Origin of the sequence: Helicobacter sp. TUL (assembly GCF_002287135.1) — a bacterium.
Classification (GTDB): domain Bacteria; phylum Campylobacterota; class Campylobacteria; order Campylobacterales; family Helicobacteraceae; genus Helicobacter_F.
Map to the genome: position 1 here is coordinate 75,198 of NZ_NESU01000001.1, position 25,653 is coordinate 100,850.

The window sequence follows — 25,653 nt, forward strand, 5'->3', positions numbered from 1 at the left end:
TTAAGGAGTTTTTATGGGAAATTTTTCTCGTAGGAAGTTTCTGAAAAGCACAGCATTAAGCGCCCTAAGCGTTTCTGCCCTCGGCGCAATCGAAATTCCAGAAACTCAACCTATCACACTCACATATTTTATACAAGATACACAAGTTGGTATCAATTCGCCATTTCAGGCAGACAAAACCTTATATATCAATGGCGACATTAGCGATATTTACGCAGAACTCAAACAAGCCTTTAGTGAAGGAGCGCTTGTAGGTAGTGTAAGTAGTGCAACAACCTTTTTTGTTCTTAGCACAATGGCGAAGGACTATGGTATGCGTGTCGCATATAAAACAAAATTTGATAATGCTTATGCATGGATTTTAGCACCAAAAGGAGTGAGGATATGATTTTACCAATCAATGTTAAGGAAAGCGACTTTAAGGCTGCAATAGCAAAATTTGAAGCAGTGCTTGGCAAAGAATGGGTTTTTAAAAGTGAGGAGGATCTTAATCTCTATAGAGATGCGTATAGTCCTCAATGGGATGATGAAGATGAACCAATTCCATCTTTGGCTCTAGCACCAAAAAATGTAGAAGAAGTGCAAGCAATTGTCAAAATTGCAAATGAATATAAGATTCCACTTTTTCCTATCTCTACAGGCAAAAATCTAGGTTATGGAAGCTGTGCGCCACAACAAAGAGGACAAGTGGTTGTGGATTTAAAAAGAATGAATAAAATCATCGAGGTTAATGATAAACGAAATTTCTGCATTGTCGAACCGGGTGTAAGTTATTTTGATTTATATGAATATGTTGAAAAAAATAACCTCAATGTGTTTTTAGATATTCCTGATCCAGGTTGGGGCTCACCTCTTGGAAATGCGCTTGATCATGGATGGGGATATAGCTATGGTATGTATAGAGATCATTTTGGCTCTCATTGTGGTATGGAAGTAGTTCTTGCAAATGGAGAAATTTTGCGCACAGGTATGGGCGCGCTCCCGGGATCTAAGACTTTTGCAGAAAACAAATATGGGTATGGTCCATATGTTGATGGGCTATTTTCGCAATCTAACTTTGGGATTGTTACAAAAATGGGCTTTTGGATGATGCCAAAACCAGAACATTATATGCTCCTTTCTATCAAAATGAAAAGGCGTGAAGACTTGATTCCAGCTGTTGAGATTCTAAATTATTTGGAAGATAGCTTTATTGTTGGTTGGCCACAATATTTTAGCCCACTCAATCCGCCATATGGCAAGCCTATGAATGCAGAGCTAAAAAGCTACTTAACCTCCAAAAATGGAAAAGCGGATCTAGATAAGATTCAAAACTATGCACTAAGAAATGGCATTCCATATTGGAATATTGATGTGTCTGTGTATGGTTGCAAAAGCGTGTGTGATGCAAACCTAAACTATATCAAAGAGCGTTTTAAGGTTATCGAGGGTGTAGATATTTCTATCGTGGAAGAATATGATTTACCTATGAATCTCGAACAAAAAAAAGAAAATGAAACACAAAGTAACGCTTGGGATTCCAAATATGGAGATTTTTTGGATTAGCACAAGAGGTGAAACATTTGATCCAAGTGATGGGCATGTATGGTTTTCGCCAATCATTCCTCGCGATGGAAATGAACTTTTAAAATGCCAAAATGTGTATATGGATCTATTTAGTGAGCTAAATGTGGAATCTCCAATCACACCATTTTCACACCCTAGAAGCTGGATGTATAGAGCATTTTGCTTTATGCTTGCTTTCCATAACTCACGCACAGATAGAGAATATAATCTCAAAGTGCGCCAAGCCTATAGAGCTATGGTAAAAGTAGCTGCCCAAAATGGATGGGGGGATTACAGAGCAGCACCAACATTCCAAGATGATGTGATGGGTGCATATTCGTTTAATAACCACGCATTAAGGCGTTTTCATGAGAATTTAAAAGATCATCTTGATCCAAATGGAATCTTAGCGCCTGGTCGTGGTGGAATCTGTCCAAAAAATCTACGAGATAATCGCTTTGCAAATAATAGACGCGATGAAGCAATTCTAAAAGGAGACAAACGATGAAAAAAGTATTGTTATTTATCTGTATCCTACTAATCATAGCCTTGGTTTATTACACATTCAACGCACAATCCAAGGATACTAATGTGCAATCTGCGCAGTCTCAAACACAAGATTGGCTTCCTAATGGAGAATATATGAGTGTCTATGAATATAGACCAAATAACCCAAGATCTCCGGCAGCTTTTTCAAGTATAGATAGCCAAACACTCAATGCCGAGCAACAAAAAGGTCAGCAAGTTTATGCGCGATGGTGTCAAGGATGTCATGGTGCAGGTATGCCCGGCACAAATGCATTGCGCATAGTCTATAAAGGTCTTGATATTCCTGAAGCTTTGGAAGAGCGAACAGATTTGAGTGCTGATGTAGTCAGCGCATTTGTCCGTTATGGCAAACATTCTATGCCATTTTTTCGCAAAACAGAGATAAGCGATGAAGAGCTAAAATATCTAGGAGCCTATCTAAGCAGAAACTATAAATAAATCTCATAATCTCATATCTACTTACTACAAAACTAGCGTATAAGAGATATGAGATATTTCTTCAAACACAATACGCAGCGTTGTGCGTGATATTACTTAGAATCTATATCTATAGATTCTAAACTTCTGTCTAAAAATTACAATACAACTATTCATAAAAACATGCTAGACATACAAGAAATTGCAAAACACAATCCTATGGCAAAACTTCAAGCCATACACCAACCCAATTTACAAACAAAAGCACAAAAATTACGCTACAAATCTCCTAGTCATCAAAAGGCTTATCGAGATTTACTCGCATATCCGGTGGCAATGTATCTATAAAATTATTGAGTGAAAATTTTATGCCCTGCTCATTAGCTTCTTGTATCAAATCTTGAGCCCTATGCATATTAAACACGCTTCCACCCTGATGTGGCTCAAACAAGCAATTTGTAATAGCTAAGGCATAAGCGCCTTTTTTCGCGCTATCGTGTGCGGAGTGTGGACTATTGATATAAGAAATACTTTCAATAAGTGCTTCATCAAATTTCCAGTGATTTAACAAAAACCCAAGAAATGATAAAGAATCTGTCCCACAAAATTCATCTTCAATCATACTTATATTGTGGAAATTATTTTCTTTTAGGGCTGCTAAAAATTCTTTATCCTTGCCAAGCACACGCAAAGAATTTGAAAACAAAATAATCCCTAAACGCAAAAGCATTGAACAAGGCACGAGCATTTGAGAAAGTTTCTTATCCTCACTAGAAAGCCAATCAGAAATAAAATTTGTCTCCTTGATACAATTTCCCAAAAACTCCTGTGTATCCAAACCATAAGGCGATACATCAACCTTAAAGGTGCTTTTTATGGAATTTGCAATCGCAACATTTTTGACATTATTGATACCAAGCAATGAAACAACTTGCTGAATCGTAGAAATCTCACGAGAAAATCCATAAAATGGTGAATTTGCCAAACGCAAAAGCTCTGCTGTGAGCAATGGATCTTGTTGTATGATTTTGACAACTTCTTGCATATTTACATCTGCCCCTGCAGAATCTATATAATCACGCAATTTAGTCACGGTAGCAGAAAGTGGCGGAAGATTGTCGATTGTTTTTAATAATACTTCATTATCCATTGTGATACCTTGTAAAATTTAAGTTTCATAAAGATTATATCGAAAAATCCTGTATAACCTTTAACGACACAAATGCCCAAAAACACTATATCAATTTGAGAACAAAGTATCGTATATTCAAAGAGAAGCTAATTCTATATCATTTGGACTTTAAAAAGCTTAAGAAGCGTCTTTTCTCTTGTAGGAAAGCACAAAAATACTCATTACCACACAAAAGATTCCAATACCTCCCAATGCCCACATATGTCCCACAACATCACTAAGGTTAGCACCCATTTGATTTAAGCTCACAAGTCCCCTAATTCCGTGATAAGCGGGTATCAAATATGATAATTCGCGTAAAAAATTTGGCAAAAGCTCACTAGGCCAAATAAACCCCATAATAAACACTAAAGGCATAGAAGAAATAAAAACAATTTGTGTTGGCAAACTCTCATCTTCCAAAAGCGCACCTAGCAGGACACCACAGGCGCTACAACACATAATAAAAATAATCCCAAAACACCAAAAATCTCCCATACTTGCATGAATATTTACCCCAAAAGTAACAAAAAGCACACCAAAGTAAAACAAAAACCATAAACAATATATGCTACTAAAAGCGAGGATTCTCACCAAAACAATCTTGCATATCTCGATATATCCTTTGTGATTCCAATACGCACCTTGCACACGCGTCAAATCTCTAGATTCTTTCGCAAGTCTATTTTGATATGCTGTGAGTATCGCACTGCCACCAATAAGCGTCTGATGTAAGATAAACACCAATACAGCCGCTAATGCGTAATTAATATAGCCTAAACTTGGATTGTATAATGGAATTGCTTCATAGCTTATGCTATCTGTGCTTAAGGCGTGTAGGTGATGAAGCTCATAGATTCTTTGGGAGAGTGAATCTATGGCATTGTGTATGCCCTCCACAATCGCACCATAAATAAGAAAATAAGAGGCATTGCCCATATAAGAAATGATAGTGCCCACACCCAAATACGCATTAGATTCAAAACCTTGTGGGATAAACAGCACACCATTAGCTTGAAATGTTTCTATTTGGGCTTGTGCCTCTGTAAGATTTGGGACTTCTGCTACAAGCTCAATTTGTGGAGTCGCACTCACCAAAAAAATCAAATCCCTTGAAAGCGTGCTTTTATCCTCATCAACAATAAGAAGTTTTTGTTTTGTAACAATATCATGCAAATAGGGCATAGGATACAAAAGTCCATAAACCATAGAACCCACGACTACAACCAATACCACAACTCTATTAGTAAAAATCGCTTTGTATTCACTCATAAGAGCGTATAAGAATCTCATGCTGCCCTCTTTTTATAATATATCAGACTACCCAATACAAAAAAGATGAGAAAATAACTCATCTCTCCTAGAATCTGCAATGCACCACCAAGACTTCCTCCATAATTTGCTTGTTGGATATATAGCTCCATAAAACTTGATATAGGCAAACATTTGCTCCAAAGCAATGCAAAAAGATTCATCGAATTTTGTGGATATGTAACCCCTGCAAATGCTAGTGATGGAGCCGTATATACAGCTACAACGCCAATAGTTTTTTTGATATCCCCTAAAAGTGATTGCAAAAACACCACCACGCCATTAATACCAAGCAATAAGATACCTAAGCCAATCACCAATAGCCCAAAACTTCCACGCACTTCATAACCAAGATTCTTAAGCAAAAGCAACATACATATTCCCCACCATACAAAAATCATCGTGTTGCCTACATAACGCACAAAAAGACTTTTAAATGAATGTGGTGTGCCTCGCAATAATTGTATCATTGCAACTGCACTAAGAATCTGCAACATACAAGGCAACAAGAGAGTAAGCAAAAACTGCGCGTAATTACTAGAAGCATTATATAGCGGAATAATTTGTGAAAAAATTGGCATAGCCTTGCTAAGGGCAAGTTGCAAGTCTTGATCTTTGATAAGATTTTGTGCCACGGACTGCTTAGCGTTAAGTGTGCCAACAATCTGTGCAAATGCGCTATTTAAAGACTTTCCTACAAGCACAAATTGCGCATTATAATATAGCGCAAGCTTAGCTCCACTACCAAGCATAATGTCTTTTTGAAAATCGTGCGGAATAACTACAAGTGCATAAATTTTTGCCGTGGCAAGATCTGATTTAGCTTCCAAGATTGAACCATATTCTTGTTTGACATACATTGTTGGGGAAGCATTGATTGTAAAATGCACATCAGCACTTGCGGTTGTGCGATCTAAATCTACTAGCCCAATAGGCAAATCTCTAGGCAATGATGCACTAAAAATTGCATACATAAACCACCCCAAAACAATAGGCAATACAAAATAGACCAAAAACAAGACAAAGCGTCTTGTAAGAAATTTCCAAAATTGCCGAATTTTTTTCATCAATGCGTTTGTGGTGGAAGTGTGATAATAGCACTCATACCTACAGCAAATTCAACATCATTTTGCAAAGGCACTGCTTGTATCTCAAAACTCCGCAAATCATAACCCTTAGAGCTAGAAGTTGCACGCCAAGTAGCAAAATCTCCCATTACCGAAACATACTGCACCTTGAAGCGTATTTCTTTTTGTAATGCGGGGATAAAGGCACTAAATTCTGAATTTTTTTGGAAGTCTTTAAGATATTCCTCTGAAACCGCCACGCGCAACCATACATCTTTTGTATCCACAAGCATTACAACAGGAAATCCCGTAGGACTTAACTCGCCCTCGGCAAGAAGGACATTAGAAACCTCTCCATCAGCTGGTGCATATGCTTGAATATCTTGAATATAAGCCTCTACTTCACTAAGTTGCCCTGCTGCTGCAATCTCTTTTTGCTTGGCTGCTTCCTTGGTTTCTTGGGTCGCACCATCAAGAGCAATTTTATATTGCTGATAAGCGGTGCTTTCATTATATTTGGCATTTTGGTATGCCGTATAGGCTTCATCACGCTTTTGAAGACTTGCCACACCTTTGTTATATAAATCATCTATGCGTTTATATGTGTTTTCTGTAAGCTCACGCATAGCCTTGGCACTATTATACATATCTTTTGCCGAGAGAATTGTTTCTATTCTAGCACCCTTATGGGCTTCTTGGGAAAGAGCTTTGGCTGCCTCATATCCTGCCTGTGCTTGGGTAAGTTTGGCTTGAAGTTCTGGAGATTCTATGGTAAAGATAAGATCGCCTTTTTTGACAAAATCTCCGCGTTTTACAAGGATAGATTCTATGCGTCCAGCAACCTTGGAGCTCACCTTGTATTCCCGCGCCTGAATCTGTCCTTGAAGTTGTTGGGGTTTTGGTGAATATGCTTTATAAAAATTGATAATAAGCCAAATAACAATGGATACAACAATACACGCACCCACAAATACCACTATATGCTGTTTTTTCATCACTCCTCCTTATTGTTGATATTCATAAAAAGTTTCTATCTCATCACTAAGCACAAGAAGCTTGGCAAGAGCCACTATGGCTTTGTATGCAATAGTTTTTTGCTCAATAAGTGCGCTTTGAAGCATATTTTGTGCATCAATAACTTGTGTGCTTGTCGCCATACCTTGTTTAAAGGCATTTTGTTGAAGTTTGAGGTTTTCTTCGGCAAGTTGTATAGAAGAATACAGATTCTTATATTCTTCTCTAGCATACACCGCCTCTTTGTATGTTCTTCTTACTAAGAGTGTCAAATCCTTGGTCGCTTGAGCCTTAAGGCTTTCTAGTTCAAGTTGTGCGAGTTTGGAGGCTTGGTATTTTTGGATACGCGCATTTGACGTAAGGATTGGCATACTTACGCCCACACCAACATACCATCTTGGCATAGCTTGGATAAGTAGTGAATCTTGTTTATCTGTCACAATATAACTTCCCATACCCACCACCTGTGGCAAGAATGCTCCACGAGCAATTTTTGTAGCTTGTGTGGCAGATTCTATTTTAAGATCCATAGATTGCAAAGCAGGATAGTTTGCGAGTGTTTTTTGCACATAATATTCTTCATCTTGCAGTGGCTTTTGTGAAAGTATAAGTTTTGAAGAAGGAGTAATGTTTTTATTATCTAGCGCAGTTTGTAAAGCAATATTGGCACTTATGGAAGCATTTTGTGCTTGATGAAGTTTGTTTTTGCTTTTGTCACTTGCTACTTGAGAGCTTAGAACTTCAATACGCGCAATCTGTCCGCTTTTTTGGAGATTTAGAGCATTTTGGTAATGAAGTTGTGTCGCTTCATAATCTTGTGCAAACACATCTTTAATCTCACGCGCAAGCACATCACCATAATACAAACTAATAAATTCCTCAAAAGTAGCAAGTTTTTTTAGCTCAAGGGCAAATTGTGCATCTTTTTTGGCAATCTCTGCTAATTGTATTCCTGCCATACGCACACCACCAGTATAAAGCGGATAGACAATATTTAAAGCACCAATCATCACATCGCGTTGCAAAAATGTAACAGGCTTACCAATCGCACTTAGCAGTGAATCTAGCTGTGGGATAGATGTAGAACCGATATTGGGTGAAATAAGCTGATGATTCATAGCATTATCAAAATACAAATACGCGCCACTAAATCTCACATCGGGCAAATAACTTAGCTTAGATCCTAGCGCAAGTTTTTGGGCTCTTTGCACATTATAATCTTGAGCTTTTAGCCCATCATTATTATGCACTACTATATCCCACGCGCTACGAACATCTATTGTCTCAAGTGTTTCATTATTAGAATCTGTATCTTGCGCAATATATAAACTTTGAGAATCTCCTAGAACATTGTGTATAATCCCTATCCATAAGAAAAATAGCATTATTCTCATACTACACCTTATTGCTATAGAATCTAGCTTGATTATAACGCCTTTATGCTTAGGTTTATTTGATAAGTGCGTGTAGGAATGTTATAATGCAGGACAAAATTTTTGCAAAGGTGTAAGTTATGCACACACAAGAACTCTTACAAGCACTCCCAAAAGTGGATACACTCCTTGCTCATAAGCAATTTGAGACATACAACACTACTATTATAAAATCCCTTATTCAACAACACATACATTCTCTACGCCAAGCCATATTACAAAATACGCTTATGACTACATATCCAGAGATTGCCTTACACATAGATTCACGCTCTACACACGCAGATTCTACACATACCACCTTAGCCACATACATCACACACACACTCTTGCAATCTATCACTCATGACTACCACAAACTCACCACACCCTCTCTTGTGCCTGTAGTCAATGCAAGTGGCGTGGTGCTTCAAACCAATTTAGGAAGAAGTGTCTTTGCGCCAAACCTTATGCAACAGATCTTGCCACTTCTTACGCGATACTCTAACCTTGAATACGACATCACTCAAGGAAAACGATCGAGTCGATACACACATGCCAATACGCTACTAAAAGCCCTATTTTCTCAAGAATATGATTATTTACTTGTCAATAATAATGCTGCGGCAGTGTTTCTTATTCTCAATACTTTTGCAAAAGATAAGGAAGTGATTATTTCACGCGGAGAACTTATAGAAATTGGTGGTGAATTCCGCATACCTGAAGTGATGAAATCCGCAGGTAGTGTGCTTGTAGAAGTGGGTGCGACAAACAAAACACATCTCTTAGACTATCAAACTCATATCACGCCACACACAGCTATGCTAATGAAAGCCCATAAAAGCAACTTTGCGCAAATTGGCTTTTGTCAAGAAGTGAGTATGCAAGAGCTTAGCACACTAGCGCACATACATAACCTCATTGATTATTATGATTTAGGAAGTGGTTGCGTGATGGACTTAGCCCTTGCTACCTCATTATCCCACACACAAAAAGAGCCGACTCTACACGAGATTTTCACCTCACCACCATCACTTTTAAGCTTTAGTGGGGATAAGCTTTTTGGTGCTTCACAAGTGGGAATTATTGCCGGTAAGCCACACCTCATCGCACAACTCAAACAAAATCATCTTTTACGCGCATTGCGAGTGGATAAACTTTGTATTAGTGTCTTACAAGCGACCTTACAAGCCTATTTACACAATGCTTTAGAATCTATCCCAACACTTGCTATGCTCACACTCACACCACAAGCACTACGCCAACGCGCCCTAGAGCTACTCCAAATGCTCCAAACCCACGCACTCTCGCATATACAAGCAACGATGGTTGAAGTAGATTCTGTAGCTGGAGGCGGGAGCTTGCCTGATAAAGTCTTTCAAAGTGTCGCAATTGCACTCACAAGTGATAAGATTCATGCAAGCGCTTTAGAATCTCGCTTACGAACAGAGTTTCATATCATCACAAGAATCCACAAACAACAAGTCCTTATTGATGTGCGAACGCTATTAGAGGGCGATACAAAACGCATATGCCAAGCACTAGAAACCATAGATCATTCCTTACAATCCCAAAAATCCTAGAGGCACACAATGGAGATGACACACGACACTAATGATATTATTGTAGGTTTAGCCGGACATATTGACCATGGTAAAACTTCTCTTATACGAGCTATTAATGGCTTTGATGGCGATAGATTACAAGAAGAAAAAGCACGAGGTATCACACTTGATCTAAGTTTTTCACATATCAACACCCCTATGCGTAATATCGCATTTATTGATGTCCCTGGTCACGAAAAGCTTGTAAAACAAATGATTGCTGGGGCTTATGGGATTGATGTATTGCTACTTGTTGTTGCAGCCGATGATGGGATCATGCCCCAAACTCGCGAACATTTAGCCATTGCTGATATGCTTGGTATCACACAATGTGTATGCGTGCTAAGCAAAGTTGATAAAGCCACCCCTACACTCATTAATCAACGCAAAGCAGAAATCACTAAGCTTTTTGGCACACATACTATAGCACTCATAGACACTCTGCCCTTTGCATTATTAGATTCACAAGGCAAGGAATTTGAACAAAATCCCTATATAGATCCACTGCTTTTCCTTCTCCAAACTCTGCCAAAGCCAAAAAAACGCGATTATGGTATGGTTGTGTATTATATCGATAGAGCCTTTAGTATCGCAGGAGCAGGATGTGTGGTAACAGGCACACTAATGAGTGGCGAAATTACCAAATCTCAAGAACTACATATCTGCGAACTCCAAAAACAAGTCCAAGTGCGTAATCTACAGATTCATGACACAGACTGCACACTTGCTACGCCCTCACATCGTGTCGCACTCAATCTCACACACACTAACCCAAACGAATTACAAAGGGGATTTTTACTCACGCAAAAAGGCTTTGTGCGTGGTGCAAATAGTATCGATGTGCAAATACATTGCTTTGAAGATAAGAATCTAAAACACAATACAAATTATGAACTCTATATAGGTGCTAAGCACTTACCTATTAAGCTTACCATTCTTGATAAAGATCTAGGTTTTTGCACGCTTAGCGCAAAAGAGCCTATTTTTGCACTTTTTATGCAGCCTTTTATTTTGCGTGAGGGCAATATAAGCGTGTGTGGTGGGTATGTGCTAAATCCTATCAATGACCCTATCAAGAAAAAAACCAAAGTCCCATTACTCCAAGCGCTTTTAGCCAAAGACTTTCCACAAGCCTTTAAGATTCTCTCGCGCATTCATAGGCATGGTTTTGGGGTGGTAAGCTCCACACAACGCTTTGGACTAAGCCACCAAGAAAGTAGTACTATCTTGCAAAACTTGCATGAATCTAAAGAAGTCTTTTTTGATTCTAAAGATCTTGTCGCCTATCCATTAAGCGAATTAGAGTGGCTAAAAAATGCGATTTTAGATATTTTTATCAAAAATAAACACGCCTTGCTATCCGCACAAAGTTTGCAGCTTAAATACAAATGGGCATCTCTTTCATTGTTACAAACTGCACTCATTGAACTCCTCGCACAAAAATTTATTCTCCAAAAAGATTCACTCTTTGTCGCAAAAAATAATGATATTGCGAATCTAGAAGAATTTTTAGAGCAAAAAATCTATGAGCTATTATCACAGCAAGAATTTGCACCTATTGCACCATATAATCTTTATGAGAATCTTGAGATTGATAGAAAACTTGGCGATAAGGTTTTAAAAAATCTCACCAAATCCCAAAAAGTCCTTCGTGTAGCACATAATCTTTTTATCACTACACAATCTATGAATAAACTTGTCGCAATAATGCGTGAGATTATCCACACACAAGGCTATATTGATATCACACTTTTTAAATCAAAACTGCCATTAAGTCGCAAATATCTTATCAATTATTTAGAATATCTTGATAATTTTGCAGACATTACCAAAGATGGCGATAAGCGAATCTTGCGTTTTACACCATAAAATTAGGAGCACAATGTATAGACTAGAATACCTTGCAAATTTTGCACGCAACAAAGAAGCGTGCGCTATTATCACAAACCAAGAATTTGGTATCACAAATCCCTTTAGCCTAGAAGATTCTAGACATACCAAAACCCTCCAAAAACGCATAGGGGAAATATTTGGGCGTGAATATGTGCAGTTTTTTGGTTGCACCAAAGAAGACTTTATCGCCCTTTTTTTAAAGCTTGGTGCTACAAAAAGTGCTTTAAGCGTAGGATTCTCACAAGCAGCATATCAAAGTTTTAACTTCTTTGAGAATCTCCAAAAGCTCATTATGCCAACGCCGCAATCTCTTTGCACACACAACGCGCAATATTATTTTATCCCCTATATCGATGAAGACATTCTACGTATTAATCCTATTTTAGAATATGCCAAGGCTCTAGATTCTATGGGGCGTGAGTATGTGTTGTTTGTGGAAATATCTGCGCTTTTGCAAGTAGGTGCGTGGGAGAGTATCACAAGCCTATCACACCCAAATATCGCGTTTGTAGTCAATGCAGAGCGCATAGGGCTTATGCCGCGGAGTGGTTGCATCATACACTCTATCCCACATCTCACACAACATATAGATTCACTCTTGCCAAATGGGTTTTTAGAATCTCTGCTATATGTGTGCAAACAACTACAAAATGATACGCATTTGTGGCAATACTGCACACAAAATTACAATGCCTTGCTTTTGGAAAATCTCCAAAATCTTTTGGGTGATCGCATAGGCGTTTTCACACCATTGCAAGAATGTTTTGGAAACTGCCTTGCTTTGAGAATCTCTGGAATAAAAGCCCGTGTCTTAGCGCAAAGCTTATTGCTAGAAGATATTGCCATCATTAATGGTATGGATTGTTTGCTAGGTAATTTTAAGCCATCGTTTGTATTGCGAGAGCTTGGCTATGAAGATGCGCATTGTCGAGAGCTTATAAGCATAAGTTTTATGAATCTAAGCCCAAGCGATCTCACACTCATAGCACAAAAAATTGCCAAAATTTGTGAGATTACCCAAGCTCTTGAGATTTAATCCCACTAAAATACTGGCACAAGCTCACCATTATAAGTTTGCTCGATAAATTCCTTAACTTTTGGGCTTTGAAGCACTTTTTTGAGTGTCAAAATATGAGGATTATCGACATTATTAGCCTTGACCACTAGCACATTGACATAAGGCGAACTTCTATCTTCAATAATCAGCGCATCTTTAGAGGTAAATCCCGCAGGAATTGCAAAATTACTATTAATAACCGCAGCATCATATTCTTTGATGATACGAGGCAAAAGCGCGGCTTCTACAGACACAATCTTTAAGCCCTTTGGATTGTCAATAATATCAGCTTCTGTGCTAGCAAGATTGCTAGGATCTTTTAGTGTAATAAGTCCTTTGTTGTGAAGCAAAATAAGGGCGCGTCCGCCATTTGTTGGATCGTTTGGTATGGCTATAGTGTTATTTTGCCCAAGATCTGCAATATCATGGATTTTTGTAGAATACAATCCCATAGGCTCAATATGAATATCTGCCACAGCCACCAAGTCGAGTTTTCGCTCTTTATTCATCACATACAAATAAGGCTTATGCTGAAAAAAGTTCGCGTCCAAACTCCCATCATTAAGACTAAGGTTTGGTGTTACATAATCTGAGAATTCCACAATATTAAGTCTAATGCCCTCTTTTTGCAAATCCTCTTTAATAACCTCTAGAATCTGTGCATGAGGCACTGGTGTAGCCCCAACCTTAAGCTCGACTATTTCTTTTTTGGTCTCATTTTGTGTGTTTTCACCACACCCACTAAAAAGCATAAATGCACTTGCCACACACGCTAAAATATAGTGTCTTTTCATAACTAGCTCCTTTTGTTAGATTATTGTTGCATACCTACAGGCAGTATTTCACCCTTGTATTTTTCTAGGATAAAATCTGCTACTTCCTTGCTTAAAAGCACTTCTTTAAGCTTGATAATACGATCATCATCTTGATTATCTTCTCTTGCAACAAGCACATTGACATATTCTGACTTCTCATTTTCATGAAAAAACGCTTCTTTTATACTCATACCAGCTTGCAATGCATAATTAGCATTTATCACCGCACCATCAAGTGTGGGCAACGCTCTTGGCAATGCTGCAGCCTCTATGGGTTGAAAACGCAGATTCTTAGGGTTTTGTACAATATCAGATTCTATAGTGCTAGCAAGATTGCTAGGATCTTTTAGTGTAATAACTCCAAAATCATGCAACAAAATAAGCGCACGCGCGAGATTAGAACTATCAGAAGGTAAGGCAATATCCGCACCATTTGGAATATCTTCAAGTTTTGTATATTTTTTGGAATAAAACCCAAGTGGCACGACATACACTGGTGCTAAAGATACAAGCTTAAAGCCTCTTTGGGCATTTTGTGCTTCCATATAGGGCTTATGTTGATACAAATTTGCATCTGTGCTTTTATCATCAAGGGCAACATCAGGCATTACATAATCAGTAAAAACCTGCACACGCATATCTACCCCTTGTTTTGCCAACAATGGCTTTGCAAATTCCAAAATCTCTGAAGCTGGCACAGGCGTAGCCCCAACAACAAGCGTCTGCTTACTCTGCTCTCCATTCCCACACGCACTGAAAAAAAGTGCGAAACTTAATGCCACAACACCCAATACATATTTCATCAAAACTCCTTATATAAAATTTAGCGGTGCTTTCGCAAGATTTTTACGATACCATCACCGCTACTTTGTATAACTTGCACAAGCACCATAGTAATAAGCACGGCATACAGCAAGATATCTTCCCTAAAAGAATTAAAGCCTAAGCGATATGCCAAATCCCCAAGTCCTCCACCGCCTACAATCCCAGCCATCGCAGAATAGCCTATAAGGCTTACGGAAGTAATGACAATTGCATTAACAAGCGCAGGTCTAGATTCACTAAGCATCATAGTAATAATAATCCATGTATTAGCGCCCATACTTTGCGTGGCTTCTATGAGATCTTTAGACACTTCTAAAAGCGCACCTTCAAAAAGCCTCGCGATAAAAGGAATGGCAGCGATACTTAAAGCAATAATGGCTGCTGATGATCCTGTGCTAATGCCAATGAGATGGCGAAAAATAGGCAATAATGCAATGATAAGCACCATAAATGGAAAAGAGCGAATCATATTGACTACCCAACCAAGCGTTTTATTTAATAAAGGCATAGGTTTAATAGAATCTGGACGCGTAAGGGTGAGTAAAATACCTAAAGGCAACCCAAAAATCACAGCAAAAACAATCGAAAATCCCACCATATAAATTGTTTCACACAAGCCTTTCATCAATAAAAACATAATGTCATTACCAAACAAAGAATGCAATATATCTTCAAAGATTCTATCCCCTGCACGCAAAAATTCTTTCATACCACACCTTATGTATTTTGTAAATCTTGATGTATGGCTTGTAATACCACACCTTGAGTTTGCAGCCATTCTATTGCTTGAGAAATTTCAGAATCTGCTCCCAAAAATTTCACGACCAAATGCCCCACTTCCTTGGCATTAAATTCATCAATAGAACCACTTAGAATATTTATATCTACGCCAAACTTTTTAATCGCTTGGGAAATGAGTGGATTTTTGGCATTTGATCCTGTAAAGACGATTCTATAGACATTATGAGAATCTGGCAAATGCGCTATGACCTCATGCTCATCTTGAGGCAAAAATGCAATAAGCTCTTTGGTAATGTCTTGTTTTGGATTAGCAAACACTTCCTCCACTCTGCCTCGCTCAACAATTTCGCCATCGCTAATCACACAAACCTTATTGCAAATTTGTTGCACAACTTCAATTTGATGTGTGATAAGCACAATAGTGAGGGAAAGTTTAGATTGCAATTCTTTAAGTAATGCAAGAATAGACTTTGTGGTTTTGGCATCAAGCGCACTTGTGGCTTCATCACAAAGTAAAATTTTTGGGTGATTGGCTAATGCCCTTGCAATGGCTACGCGCTGTTTTTGTCCTCCACTAAGCTGACTAGGATAAAAATGTGCTTTTTCTTTTAATCCCACAAGTTCTAATAATTCCATAACACGCGCTTTTATCTCGCTTTTACGCCATTTTGCAATCTCAAGAGCAAAGGCGACATTGCCAAATACATCTCTTGAGCTTAGCAGATTAAAATGTTGAAAAATCATACCAATTTTTTGGCGTTGCTTTTGGAGTTGGCTTTCTTTAAGACCCAACATATCCACCCCTCCAATATGCACACTCCCACTACTTGGCTCTTCAAGGCGATTAATAATGCGTATAAGTGTGCTTTTACCCGCACCAGAATACCCAATAATGCCCATAATATCGCCCTCTTGCACCTCTAAATCAATGCCTTTAAGCGCACAAAATCCGTTAGGATAGGTTTTGGTAATATGTTGTAGAGTAATAATGATACACCCCTTGCAAGAATCCATAATACAAATGAGAAATTTAAGGTTGGGATTGTAGCATAAAATTTAAAAACTTACGATACATCATTGCAATGCCTCTGTGTTCTTTACACTAATATCAAAACCTTAACTCTTACAAACCCTATAATAAACTTACAAGTTATATCCACAAACACAAAAGAGATTTTCTCTTACACGTAAAAATAATCACAAAAACTCCTTTATGAGAATCTGTGCGGACATAACAAGACATAGGCAAATCACCATAGGGCGAATAACCTTTATACCTGATTTTATGGCAAGTTTTGCTCCCAAACTCGCACCTATCATCTGTCCTATGCACATAATTGCCCCTAGCCCCCATAGCACATTCCCACCAATAATAAAAAGTAATGTCGAAACAAGATTAATAACAAACACGATCGAGCGAGAGTATGCAAGTGCCTTGCTTAACCCATATCCTGCAAGACCTACAAATATGGCTAACATAAAAGAGCCTATTCCCACTCCCAAAAGCCCACCATATGCACTCGCTATCGCACAAGAGATATAGGGCAAAAACGCGTGTGTAGTCTTTATGGTATCATCATCGCTTATATTTGGTGAAAATAAAAAATATATCCCCACAATAATCATTGCAAAGGGTAGGATTTTTGATAAAGATTCAAGCGGTATGACTTGCACCAAAGCCACTCCAATGGCAGAAAAAATCAATGCAATAATCATATATATGCGGCTTTGTCCCAAATCCATCAAACCACTTTTATAATAATGTGCTACACCTGTGAATGACCCAACACACGCCTGAAGTTTGTTTGTCGCCAAAGCCTGAATCGGATTTAATCCGCTAAGCAAAAGCAAGGGCATTGTTATCATTCCTGCTCCACCAGAGAGCGAACCTACAAATCCACCAAAGATAGAGCCGACAAACAACACGACATACCAAGATATTGCTAAATCACCAAACACTAGCTATCTCCAAAACCTCATCGCTTCTTGACACATTACACACCAACTTTATTGTATGTAATCTAGATTCTATATACATCAAGGTATGATAGAAAGTGAGCCTGTAATCACAACTGCATTGACAAGATCAATAAAAAATGCCCCACAAAGTGGCACGATAATAAATGCTATATGGCTTGGTCCATAATGTGAAGTCACTGCTTGCATATTCACCATAGCCGTGGGCATTGCTCCCAATCCAAAACCACAATGTCCAGCAGCAAGGACTGCTGCATCGTAATTTTTGCCACAAAATCTAAATGTAATAAACACAGCATATAACACCATTAATATAGTTTGTGCTGTAAGTATCACAACTAAAGGCAATGCGAGTGATAGCAGCTGCCAAAGATTGAGTGTCATCATCGCAAACGCAAGAAACAAAGAAAGCGAAACATTACCCAAAACAGAGACTTCTCTATCAAAAACTTGATGAATGTTTAATGCCTGTAAGGTATTGCGCAAAATCACTCCTGTAAAAAGACAATACACAAAAGCCGGAAGATTAAGTCCTGGGCTTATATCCCTTATACTCTCTTCCAACACTTTACCAACTAACAAACATATCGCAATTAATGCGAGGCTTTCTACAAAACTAATAGGCGTAATCAATCGCTCTTTCATCGGTGTTTCAAACCCATGCACATCATCATTATTGTGTTGTGCACCTGGAATCTTAAGATTATGCCGTTTGATAAGGAATCTTGCAACAGGACCGCCAATAAGCCCACCCATAACAAGCCCAAAAGTTGCACATGCCATAGCAACTCCTGTTGCGGCAGAGAAATTATAAGGTTGTGCTTCAAAAACTTTAGCCCATGTGGCACCCGTTCCATGCCCACCACTCATCGTGATAGAACCACCAAGCATACCAAGCAATGGATTCTCACCCATAGCATAGGATATGCCAACCCCAACGAGATTCTGTAACACAAGCACACCCGCAATCAACACAAGAAATATGCCAAGCATTTTTCCACCCTTTTTTAATGCAGAAAAGTCCGCACTAAGCCCAATTGATGAGAAAAAAGCAAGCATTAAAGGCTCTGATAAAGAAGAATCAAATGTAAATTCAAGCTGCAATGTTTTATAAATCACAAGGATTATAACCGCACTAATAATGCCACCCACAACAGGTTCTGGTATATTATAATCTTGTAATATTTTTACACGCTCAATAATAAAGCGACCAAGCAACAAAACAGCTACCATACTCACAAGCGTAAAATAAAAGTTAAAACTTATGCCACTCAAACTCACATCTTGTGTGTGAATATAGGCTTGTGTGTTTTTATTGTCTGTAATGAGATAATAATCAGCCACCTTGCCAAGCACCTTTAACTTTGTGTCTGTGGGTAACACGCTTTCAAGTTTGCATTGCTCATTTGGCACACTATAGAGTGTTGCATTATTGGTATTAACACGATATGTATCGCGCCATAAAGCCACTTTTTCTAGCTTTATATCATTAGGCACACATATAGTGTTATCTTGCGCTTGTAACGCATAAATAGGAAATAACCCACTTATAATAAAACAAAGATAAAAAATATATCTCATTTAAAGCCTCCTTGTCTACATCTTTGTCATCTACACTATAAAACGCATCTAAGCTATATTTTTAAAGCTCACTGCTAAAGATGAGGCAGATACATCACTTGATAATAACACGATTCTAATAACTGCGTATATAATCCACATCGCCATATACACAACAATGCAATTTAGTAAAGCAAATGAGTATACAACGCATACATAGCCTATATACTTAGCAAATTGCTAACACACAACCTAAAATTTACCAAGCTCCTTGCCACACACATAATGCTAATCCATATCACATAGACAAATACAATGCTTAAATCAAGATTTTTATCCGTAACAAAACCTAGCACTGCAAAAATTTCAATATTAAAACATAAGGCTACAAGGCTTTAACTATGGAAGCATCATAAATCATCTTATAGCAAAGTTACAAGCTAATTTATTGGATTGTTTGGTTGTCGTGTGTATAGCCACAAACACTCAATGTGAGTGTTTGTGAATCTTGGAGAAGTTATTTAAGACCACAAAAATCTTTAATCGCCTCAACTTTGTCGGTTTTTTCCCAACTAAACTCTGGCAACTCTCGTCCAAAATGTCCATAAGCTGCTGTTTTTTGGTAGATTGGGCGTAAGAGGTCAAGAGATTCAATAATGCCCTTTGGTGTCAAACGGAATACATGTTTCACACATTCAGTAAGTTTTGAATCTTCTACTTTACCTGTGCCTTGTGTATCAACCAAAATCGATACTGGCTCTACCACACCAATAGCGTATGCTACTTGCACCACTGCTTTATCACACACACCACTTGCTACAAGGTTTTTGGCGACATAACGCGCAGCATAGGCTGCACTTCTATCCACTTTGCTTGGATCTTTACCACTAAAAGCACCACCTCCATGCGGACAGCTACCACCATATGTATCCACGATGATTTTACGCCCTGTCAAACCTGCATCGCCTTGTGGTCCTCCGATAACAAATTTTCCTGTAGGATTCACAAAATAACGAATATTATCACTTAAATATTTTGCAGGAATCACCTTTTGAACAATCTCTTCAATCACAGCATCTCGCAAATGTGTTTGTTGTGTCTCTGGGCTATGTTGCGTAGAAATCACAATCGTATCAATAGCCACTGGCACACCATCTTCATAGCGCACTGTTACTTGAGACTTACCATCTGGTCGCAAAAATGGCAAACTTCCATCTTTTCTCTTAGCAGCTAATCCCTCTGTAAGTCTATGAGAAAGCCAAATAGGCAAAGGCATAAGCGTATCAGTCTCTCTACATGCATAACCAAACATAAGCCCTTGATCCCCTGCACCAATCTCACCATCAGCTCTATCCACACCTTGGTTAATATCTGGGCTTTGCTCACCGATACCATTAAGCACCGCGGCAGATCGATAGTCAAAACCATACAACGCATCTGTGTAGCCAATCTCTTTTACAACTTTACGCGCAATTTCTTGCATAGGAGCATATACGCTTGTTTTAAGCTCTCCTGCAATCACACAAAAACCATTGCTTACTAGTGTTTCACAGGCAACACGAGCATTTTTATCGCGCTCAATGATGTAGTCTAAAACTGCATCACTAATTTGGTCTGCCATTTTGTCTGGGTGTCCTTCAGTTACAGATTCTGAAGTGAAAAGAAACGATTTTTTCATTGTCCATATCCTTTGAAAGTAAAAAAATTTGGGTAGTGCAATGATAGCAAAAAAATGAAAATATGTATTGTGTTTTTAGTTTTTTGCAATGTATAACAATACAATTTGCTTGTTAAATAATGTAACAAGCAAAAATATCTTTTCTTATTTGTGCTCCTTTTTAAGAATCTAGGTATTACTTTTGGCTACAATGCGACTTACAATCAGTGTGCTGCTTATGTAGGGAGGGGTAATGCGTAAGATTCTCATATATAATCTTTGTGGTATGTCATATCTCTGCACTCAAGAGCTTCATACCAAAACAACCCTCCAATCAGTCCTATATACAAAAACGCTCCCAAATACAACCACCACAAGTTTAGAGCAATCAGAAATGCTAACAAACAACATAGCCAAATCACTTACATATGTATCTGGATTCTCTATGACGCGCAAGGGTGGCGGTGGCAGTGAAGTATATTATCGATCACAAGGAGGCTCAAGGCTTCCTATACTCATAAATGGTGGCATACTCAATGGTGGCTGTGGTGGGAGAATGGATACAACACTCACCTATTTATTCTCCCAAAATTATGACACACTCACAATTCTCAAAGGACCACAAGATGTGCGTTATGGTGCACTTATAGCTGGTGGGTTGCTTTTTGATAGAGAAAGTGTGCGATTAGAATCTAATACCTTTAGGGCAAATGCCAATATGCTATATGGGAGCTTTAACCACAAAGATTTTAATGCCTCGGCACTTGTGGGTGGCAAATATGGATCATTAGGCATTATTGCATCAGATTATAGCTCCAATGACTATAAAGCAGCCAACGCAAAAACAATCCATTCAGCATATAATAGACAATCAGTTAGTCTCATAGGCACACTTACACCTACAAAAGATACACTTATTGAACTCTCTGCTGATGTAAGCAATGGAGAAGCTGCCTATGCGGATAGGGGTATGGATGGCAGAAGCTTTGATCGCAAGTCTTTTATGCTCAAATTTCAACAAAAAATCTCACCAAGCATTCCTTTGCTAGACATACGCGCATGGCACAATAGTATAGATCATAGTATGGATAATTTTACCTTGCGCCCAAATAGCACGCAAAACTTCAGTATCAATAACCCAAAACGCACTGCAAATGGCGCAAAAATTGAACTTACTCTTAAGCCCACTGATATTCTTAAGCTCTATGTAGGATCAATGTATAACCACGATGAACATGATCTACGCCAAGTGAGTGGATTACCCAATGCCCAAATTGCCAATCAAACACTTGCAAATACACCTTTTGCGCCAAATTTTAGATTCCAAAATCTCGGTATGTTTGTGCAAGGCGAAGTATTAGGGGATTTTCATTATGGCATATTCTTTGGAATGCGTTATGATGCCCTACACACATCACAATTTGCTACAAACACACAAAAGCTCGAAAATCTCTTTAGCGGATTTGGGCGTTATGAATATTATCTGCCACATACTACATTTTTTGCAGGTATTGGGGTGGCACAGCGTGGGGCGGATTTTTGGGAAAAATCAAAAATCAATGGTATGAATCTCGCGCCAGAAACAAATACACAGCTTGATTTTGGTGTGCTATATTACACACATAATGCCTCTATTAGTGCGCTTGGATTTTATTCTCAAATGTGGGATTATATACTCTTGTATTATGGTGCAAACACAAGTGCATTAAATACCAATGCTAGAATGTTAGGTGGGGAGCTAGAAGCACGATATAAATTTTTTGATATGCTTTCTGTGTATGGATCACTTTCTTACACATATGCGCAAGATCTCAATGCACACGCGCCCCTACCACAAATCGCTCCACTTACTGCCCAAGTGGGTATGACATTGCAAAAAGGTGGGTGGTTTGTGCGCGCGGATATGTATAGCAATGCCGCACAACACCGCTATAGAATAGATTATGGTAATGTCGTAGGCAAAGATCTAGGCGCAAGTGCAGGGTTTTATACCCTCAATGCCTATGGTGGCTACACATACAAAAAACTCTCGTTTCTTTTTGGTGTAGAAAATCTCACAAACACACTCTATGCGTATCATCTCTCACGCAATAGCGTAGCAATCAATATGCTTGATAATCCTGTAAATACGCGTGTTTATGAGCCGGGTAGAAATTTTTGGCTCAAGATTCAGGCATATTTTTAAAGATACAATCTAAATGTATCTTTTCTCACTCGCCATAGCCATATTTTTCTACCACAAAATCGATATCCTTATCCCCTCTACCACTAAGATTCACAAGAATTTTTTTACCCTTTAATTCTGGTGCAATCTTTAGCGCATAGGCTAGAGCATGACTAGATTCAATAGCAGGGATAATGCCCTCTTTTTTACTCAACGCAAAAAACGCACTAATGGCTTCCTTATCACTAATAGCTGCAATCTTTGTGCGTCCGATACTATGCAAATACGCGTGTTCTGGTCCCACACTTGGGTAATCAAGCCCACTTGCCACACTATATACCGGCGCTGGTTCTCCTTGAGAATCTTTAAGCATTATGCTATTAAATCCGTGCATCACACCCTCACTTCCATAGCTTAGACTTGCTGCATGCTCTCCAAGCGCACTGCCACGCCCTAGTGGCTCCACACCCACAAGATCTATGGTATCATCAATAAAACCACTAAAAATTCCCATAGCATTGCTTCCGCCACCCACACACGCACACACAATATCTGGTAACTCCCCTGTCATCTCCAAAAATTGCTCTTTAGATTCAATACCCACAATCGCTTGAAAATCACGCACCATTTTAGGAAATGGGTGAGGACCTACCACAGAACCAATGGCATACATCGTGTTTTTTGGATCACTCAAATATGCTTCAAAGGCTGAATCTACAGCTTCTTTAAGTGTTTTGGCTCCACGACTTACACTCACAACCTTAGCCCCCAAAATCTTCATACGCACGACATTTGGGTGTTCTTTTGCTATATCCACCTCACCCATATGAATCTCACACTCTAGCCCAAAATACGCTGCAGCAGTAGCCAAAGCCACGCCATGTTGCCCTGCTCCAGTTTCTGCTATAAGCTTCTTTTTGCCCATAAATTTTGCCAAAAGTGCCTCGCCCATACAATGATTAAGCTTGTGAGCGCCGGTGTGATTTAAATCCTCTCGCTTGAGATAGATTCCCGCACCGCCATATTCTTTGGTTAGATTATGTGCAAAATAAATTGGTGTAGGACGCCCTTGAAAGTGTTTGCGAATCTTGCGAAGCTCTGCGATAAAATCGCTATTTTGCGCGATAAGATTGTAGGCTTGATTAATCTCTTCCATAGCCTTAGCAATAGGCTCTGGCACAAAGCTTCCACCAAATTTGCCAAAAAATCCATTTTCATTAGGAAATTGCTTGAGATAAGATTGTGTCATACATTCCTCCTTAATAGAATCTTAAAGCTAATAATGTCCGAACTATAGCACCCAAACCTTAAGAGATGTATTATCTTTAGATAAAATTTCTTAAAAATTTAGTTTCTTGTTACCTATTTGCATTACAATCCCACTTATGATAATAATTTGTTATCAAAAATTTTTATTAAGGAGACTACATGTTAGTTACAAAACAAGCCCCAGACTTCACAGCAGAAGCAATCAAAGCCGATGGCACATTTGATGATAACTTCAATCTTTATAGCAACATTGGTAAAAATGGTGCTGTTATTTTCTTTTGGCCAAAAGACTTTACATTCGTATGCCCTAGCGAAATTATCGCTTTTGATCACAGAGTAAAAGATTTTGCAGAAAGAGGATTTAGCGTTATTGGTGTGTCTATTGACTCTAAAGAAGTGCATTTTGCATGGAGAAACACTCCAGTAAAAGAAGGTGGTATCGGTGCGGTAACATTCCCAATGGTTTCTGATATCACAAAACAAATTTCTCGCGATTATGATGTGCTTTTTGGTGGTGCGGTAGCATTACGCGGAAGCTTCCTTATCGACAGAAACAAAGTTGTTCGCCACGCAGTTATCAACGATCTTCCACTTGGTAGAAATGTTGATGAAATGCTTAGAATGTGTGATGCATTACTTCACTTTGAACAACACGGCGAAGTATGCCCTGCTGGTTGGAACAAAGGCGATAAAGGTATGGTAGCCAATGCTAAAGGTGTAGCAGAATACCTAAGCCAAAACGCTGACAAACTATAATCCTCCTTGCGCCTCTTTGACTTCCAAAGGGGTGCATATAAAGTTACTTTTTAGACTTCCGCTTCTGTAAATACATATAGAAATCCCATTTTTTACCTTGCAATAATTCCGCTTAGAGTATAATAGCGCATTTACACATTGTATTAGGAGTGTGCTATGTTAGAAGTTTTGATGATTGAAGATGATGTAGAACTTGCAGAAATTTTGAGCGATTATCTCAAAAAACACGATATGAATGTAACAAACTATGATGAACCATATACAGGAATGAGTGCTGTTAATGCCAAGCATTTTGATATTTTGCTCCTAGATCTTACATTGCCAAATCTCGATGGGCTAGAAGTTTGTAAGCGCGTTGCCAAGCAAAAAAATATCCCCATTATCATTTCTTCGGCAAGAAGTGATGTCGATGATAAAGTCAAAGCCCTAGAATATGGTGCAGATGACTATTTGCCAAAGCCTTATGATCCAAAGGAGCTTGTGGCGCGGATTCACTCACTTTTGCGTCGTTACAACAAAAAAAATCCAAAAGAACAAAACAAAGAAAAAGATTCAGTATTTAAGATTGACAAGCACAGCCGACAAGTCTTTTTCAAAGATAAAAAACTCGATCTCACGCGCGCAGAGTATGAGATTCTCACACTTTTAATTAGTAAGCGTGGTCATGTATTTTCGCGTGAAGCAATCGCTATAGAATCTGAATCTATCAATCCAGAAAGCTCCAATAAAAGTATTGATGTTATCATAGGCAGACTACGATCCAAAATAGAAGAAAACCCCAAAAACCCACAATACATTATCTCTGTGCGAGGCGTGGGCTATAAACTAGAGGCATAAAAAAATAATTTA

General features: G+C 38.6%; 23 protein-coding genes. 10 read left to right on the top strand and 13 right to left on the bottom strand.

The features are described 5' to 3' along the window. The first annotated feature begins 13 nt into the window (after positions 1 to 13). The 4 genes from B9T66_RS00420 to B9T66_RS00430 are packed head-to-tail and all read left to right on the top strand — an operon-like array spanning position 14 to position 2,532. Positions 14 to 388, top strand: a complete 375-nt coding sequence (locus tag B9T66_RS00420; protein WP_095627021.1) for a transcriptional initiation protein Tat — start codon at positions 14 to 16, stop codon at positions 386 to 388. Continuing rightward, on the top strand, positions 385 to 1,545 hold the full coding sequence (locus B9T66_RS00425) for an FAD-binding oxidoreductase (RefSeq protein ID WP_257874548.1): 1,161 nt from the start codon (positions 385 to 387) through the stop codon (positions 1,543 to 1,545). Before B9T66_RS00420 ends, B9T66_RS00425 begins: the two co-directional genes overlap by 4 nt. Next, complete coding sequence (locus B9T66_RS09065) at positions 1,493 to 2,053, top strand: hypothetical protein (RefSeq protein WP_257874549.1); 561 nt, start codon at positions 1,493 to 1,495, stop codon at positions 2,051 to 2,053. Before B9T66_RS00425 ends, B9T66_RS09065 begins: the two co-directional genes overlap by 53 nt. Continuing rightward, a complete protein-coding gene (locus B9T66_RS00430; RefSeq protein WP_095627022.1) occupies positions 2,050 to 2,532 on the top strand; it encodes a c-type cytochrome in 483 nt (160 codons plus the stop codon). The genes B9T66_RS09065 and B9T66_RS00430 overlap by 4 nt, the downstream gene beginning before the upstream one ends. 268 nt (positions 2,533 to 2,800) lie before the next feature. On the opposite strand, the gene B9T66_RS00435 is transcribed toward B9T66_RS00430, so the two are convergent. From B9T66_RS00435 to B9T66_RS00455, 5 genes are all read right to left on the bottom strand, one after another. Then, positions 2,801 to 3,661: an HDOD domain-containing protein gene (locus tag B9T66_RS00435; RefSeq protein ID WP_095627023.1), complete on the bottom strand. Its 861-nt coding sequence runs from the start codon at positions 3,659 to 3,661 to the stop codon at positions 2,801 to 2,803. Positions 3,662 to 3,820: 159 nt separating this feature from the next. Continuing rightward, positions 3,821 to 4,975 carry an ABC transporter permease gene (locus B9T66_RS00440; protein ID WP_095627024.1) on the bottom strand — a complete coding sequence of 385 codons (1,155 nt, stop codon included), beginning with the start codon at positions 4,973 to 4,975 and terminating at the stop codon, positions 3,821 to 3,823. Continuing rightward, complete coding sequence (locus tag B9T66_RS00445) at positions 4,972 to 6,060, bottom strand: ABC transporter permease (protein WP_095627025.1); 1,089 nt, start codon at positions 6,058 to 6,060, stop codon at positions 4,972 to 4,974. Before B9T66_RS00445 ends, B9T66_RS00440 begins: the two co-directional genes overlap by 4 nt. Next, a complete protein-coding gene (locus tag B9T66_RS00450; protein ID WP_095627026.1) occupies positions 6,060 to 7,055 on the bottom strand; it encodes an HlyD family secretion protein in 996 nt (331 codons plus the stop codon). The genes B9T66_RS00445 and B9T66_RS00450 overlap by 1 nt, the downstream gene beginning before the upstream one ends. A gap of 9 nt (positions 7,056 to 7,064) precedes the next feature. Further along, a complete protein-coding gene (locus tag B9T66_RS00455; RefSeq protein WP_095627027.1) occupies positions 7,065 to 8,468 on the bottom strand; it encodes a TolC family protein in 1,404 nt (467 codons plus the stop codon). Between the two features lie 119 nt (positions 8,469 to 8,587). Here B9T66_RS00455 and selA point away from each other — a divergent pair, with 119 nt between their 5' ends. Genes selA through B9T66_RS00470 form a run of 3 tightly spaced genes read left to right on the top strand, consistent with a single transcriptional unit; the run spans position 8,588 to position 13,019 of the window. Then, entirely contained in the window at positions 8,588 to 10,069 is a 1,482-nt protein-coding gene (selA, locus tag B9T66_RS00460) for an L-seryl-tRNA(Sec) selenium transferase (protein WP_095627028.1), read from the top strand. A 9-nt stretch (positions 10,070 to 10,078) separates the two neighbouring features. Next, complete coding sequence (gene selB / locus B9T66_RS00465) at positions 10,079 to 11,959, top strand: selenocysteine-specific translation elongation factor (protein WP_257874550.1); 1,881 nt, start codon at positions 10,079 to 10,081, stop codon at positions 11,957 to 11,959. 13 nt (positions 11,960 to 11,972) lie between these two features. After that, positions 11,973 to 13,019, top strand: coding sequence for a hypothetical protein (locus B9T66_RS00470; protein WP_095627029.1), 1,047 nt, complete (start codon positions 11,973 to 11,975; stop codon positions 13,017 to 13,019). 5 nt (positions 13,020 to 13,024) lie between these two features. On the opposite strand, the gene B9T66_RS00475 is transcribed toward B9T66_RS00470, so the two are convergent. The 7 genes from B9T66_RS00475 to metK form a co-directional block, all read right to left on the bottom strand. Then, positions 13,025 to 13,834, bottom strand: coding sequence for a MetQ/NlpA family ABC transporter substrate-binding protein (locus tag B9T66_RS00475; RefSeq protein ID WP_095627030.1), 810 nt, complete (start codon positions 13,832 to 13,834; stop codon positions 13,025 to 13,027). Positions 13,835 to 13,854: 20 nt separating this feature from the next. Then, the gene (locus tag B9T66_RS00480) at positions 13,855 to 14,658 is read right to left on the bottom strand and encodes a MetQ/NlpA family ABC transporter substrate-binding protein (RefSeq protein WP_095627031.1); all 804 of its coding nucleotides are present in this window, start codon (positions 14,656 to 14,658) and stop codon (positions 13,855 to 13,857) included. 20 nt (positions 14,659 to 14,678) lie between these two features. Further along, positions 14,679 to 15,389 (bottom strand): methionine ABC transporter permease, encoded by a 711-nt coding sequence (locus B9T66_RS00485; RefSeq protein ID WP_095627032.1) that lies wholly within the window; start codon positions 15,387 to 15,389, stop codon positions 14,679 to 14,681. Positions 15,390 to 15,397: 8 nt separating this feature from the next. After that, positions 15,398 to 16,414 carry a methionine ABC transporter ATP-binding protein gene (locus B9T66_RS00490; RefSeq protein ID WP_180763301.1) on the bottom strand — a complete coding sequence of 339 codons (1,017 nt, stop codon included), beginning with the start codon at positions 16,412 to 16,414 and terminating at the stop codon, positions 15,398 to 15,400. Between the two features lie 204 nt (positions 16,415 to 16,618). Next, on the bottom strand, positions 16,619 to 17,380 hold the full coding sequence (locus B9T66_RS00495) for a TSUP family transporter (RefSeq protein WP_095627033.1): 762 nt from the start codon (positions 17,378 to 17,380) through the stop codon (positions 16,619 to 16,621). Between the two features lie 78 nt (positions 17,381 to 17,458). Continuing rightward, positions 17,459 to 18,694 carry a sodium/glutamate symporter gene (gene gltS / locus B9T66_RS00500; protein ID WP_180763302.1) on the bottom strand — a complete coding sequence of 412 codons (1,236 nt, stop codon included), beginning with the start codon at positions 18,692 to 18,694 and terminating at the stop codon, positions 17,459 to 17,461. Positions 18,695 to 19,475: 781 nt separating this feature from the next. Next, a complete protein-coding gene (metK, locus tag B9T66_RS00505; RefSeq protein WP_095627034.1) occupies positions 19,476 to 20,636 on the bottom strand; it encodes a methionine adenosyltransferase in 1,161 nt (386 codons plus the stop codon). A 232-nt stretch (positions 20,637 to 20,868) separates the two neighbouring features. Between metK and B9T66_RS00510 the strand changes: the two genes are divergently transcribed. Beyond that, a complete protein-coding gene (locus tag B9T66_RS00510) occupies positions 20,869 to 22,800 on the top strand; it encodes a TonB-dependent receptor plug domain-containing protein (protein WP_095627035.1) in 1,932 nt (643 codons plus the stop codon). Positions 22,801 to 22,825: 25 nt separating this feature from the next. Here B9T66_RS00510 and trpB read toward each other — a convergent pair whose 3' ends face one another. Continuing rightward, positions 22,826 to 24,028, bottom strand: coding sequence for a tryptophan synthase subunit beta (gene trpB, locus B9T66_RS00515; RefSeq protein ID WP_095627036.1), 1,203 nt, complete (start codon positions 24,026 to 24,028; stop codon positions 22,826 to 22,828). 179 nt (positions 24,029 to 24,207) lie between these two features. Here trpB and B9T66_RS00520 point away from each other — a divergent pair, with 179 nt between their 5' ends. Together B9T66_RS00520 and arsR are read left to right on the top strand one after the other, a co-directional pair. Continuing rightward, complete coding sequence (locus B9T66_RS00520) at positions 24,208 to 24,804, top strand: peroxiredoxin (RefSeq protein WP_095627037.1); 597 nt, start codon at positions 24,208 to 24,210, stop codon at positions 24,802 to 24,804. A gap of 156 nt (positions 24,805 to 24,960) precedes the next feature. Further along, entirely contained in the window at positions 24,961 to 25,641 is a 681-nt protein-coding gene (arsR, locus tag B9T66_RS00525) for an acid response regulator transcription factor ArsR (protein ID WP_095627038.1), read from the top strand. Positions 25,642 to 25,653: the final 12 nt, after the last annotated feature.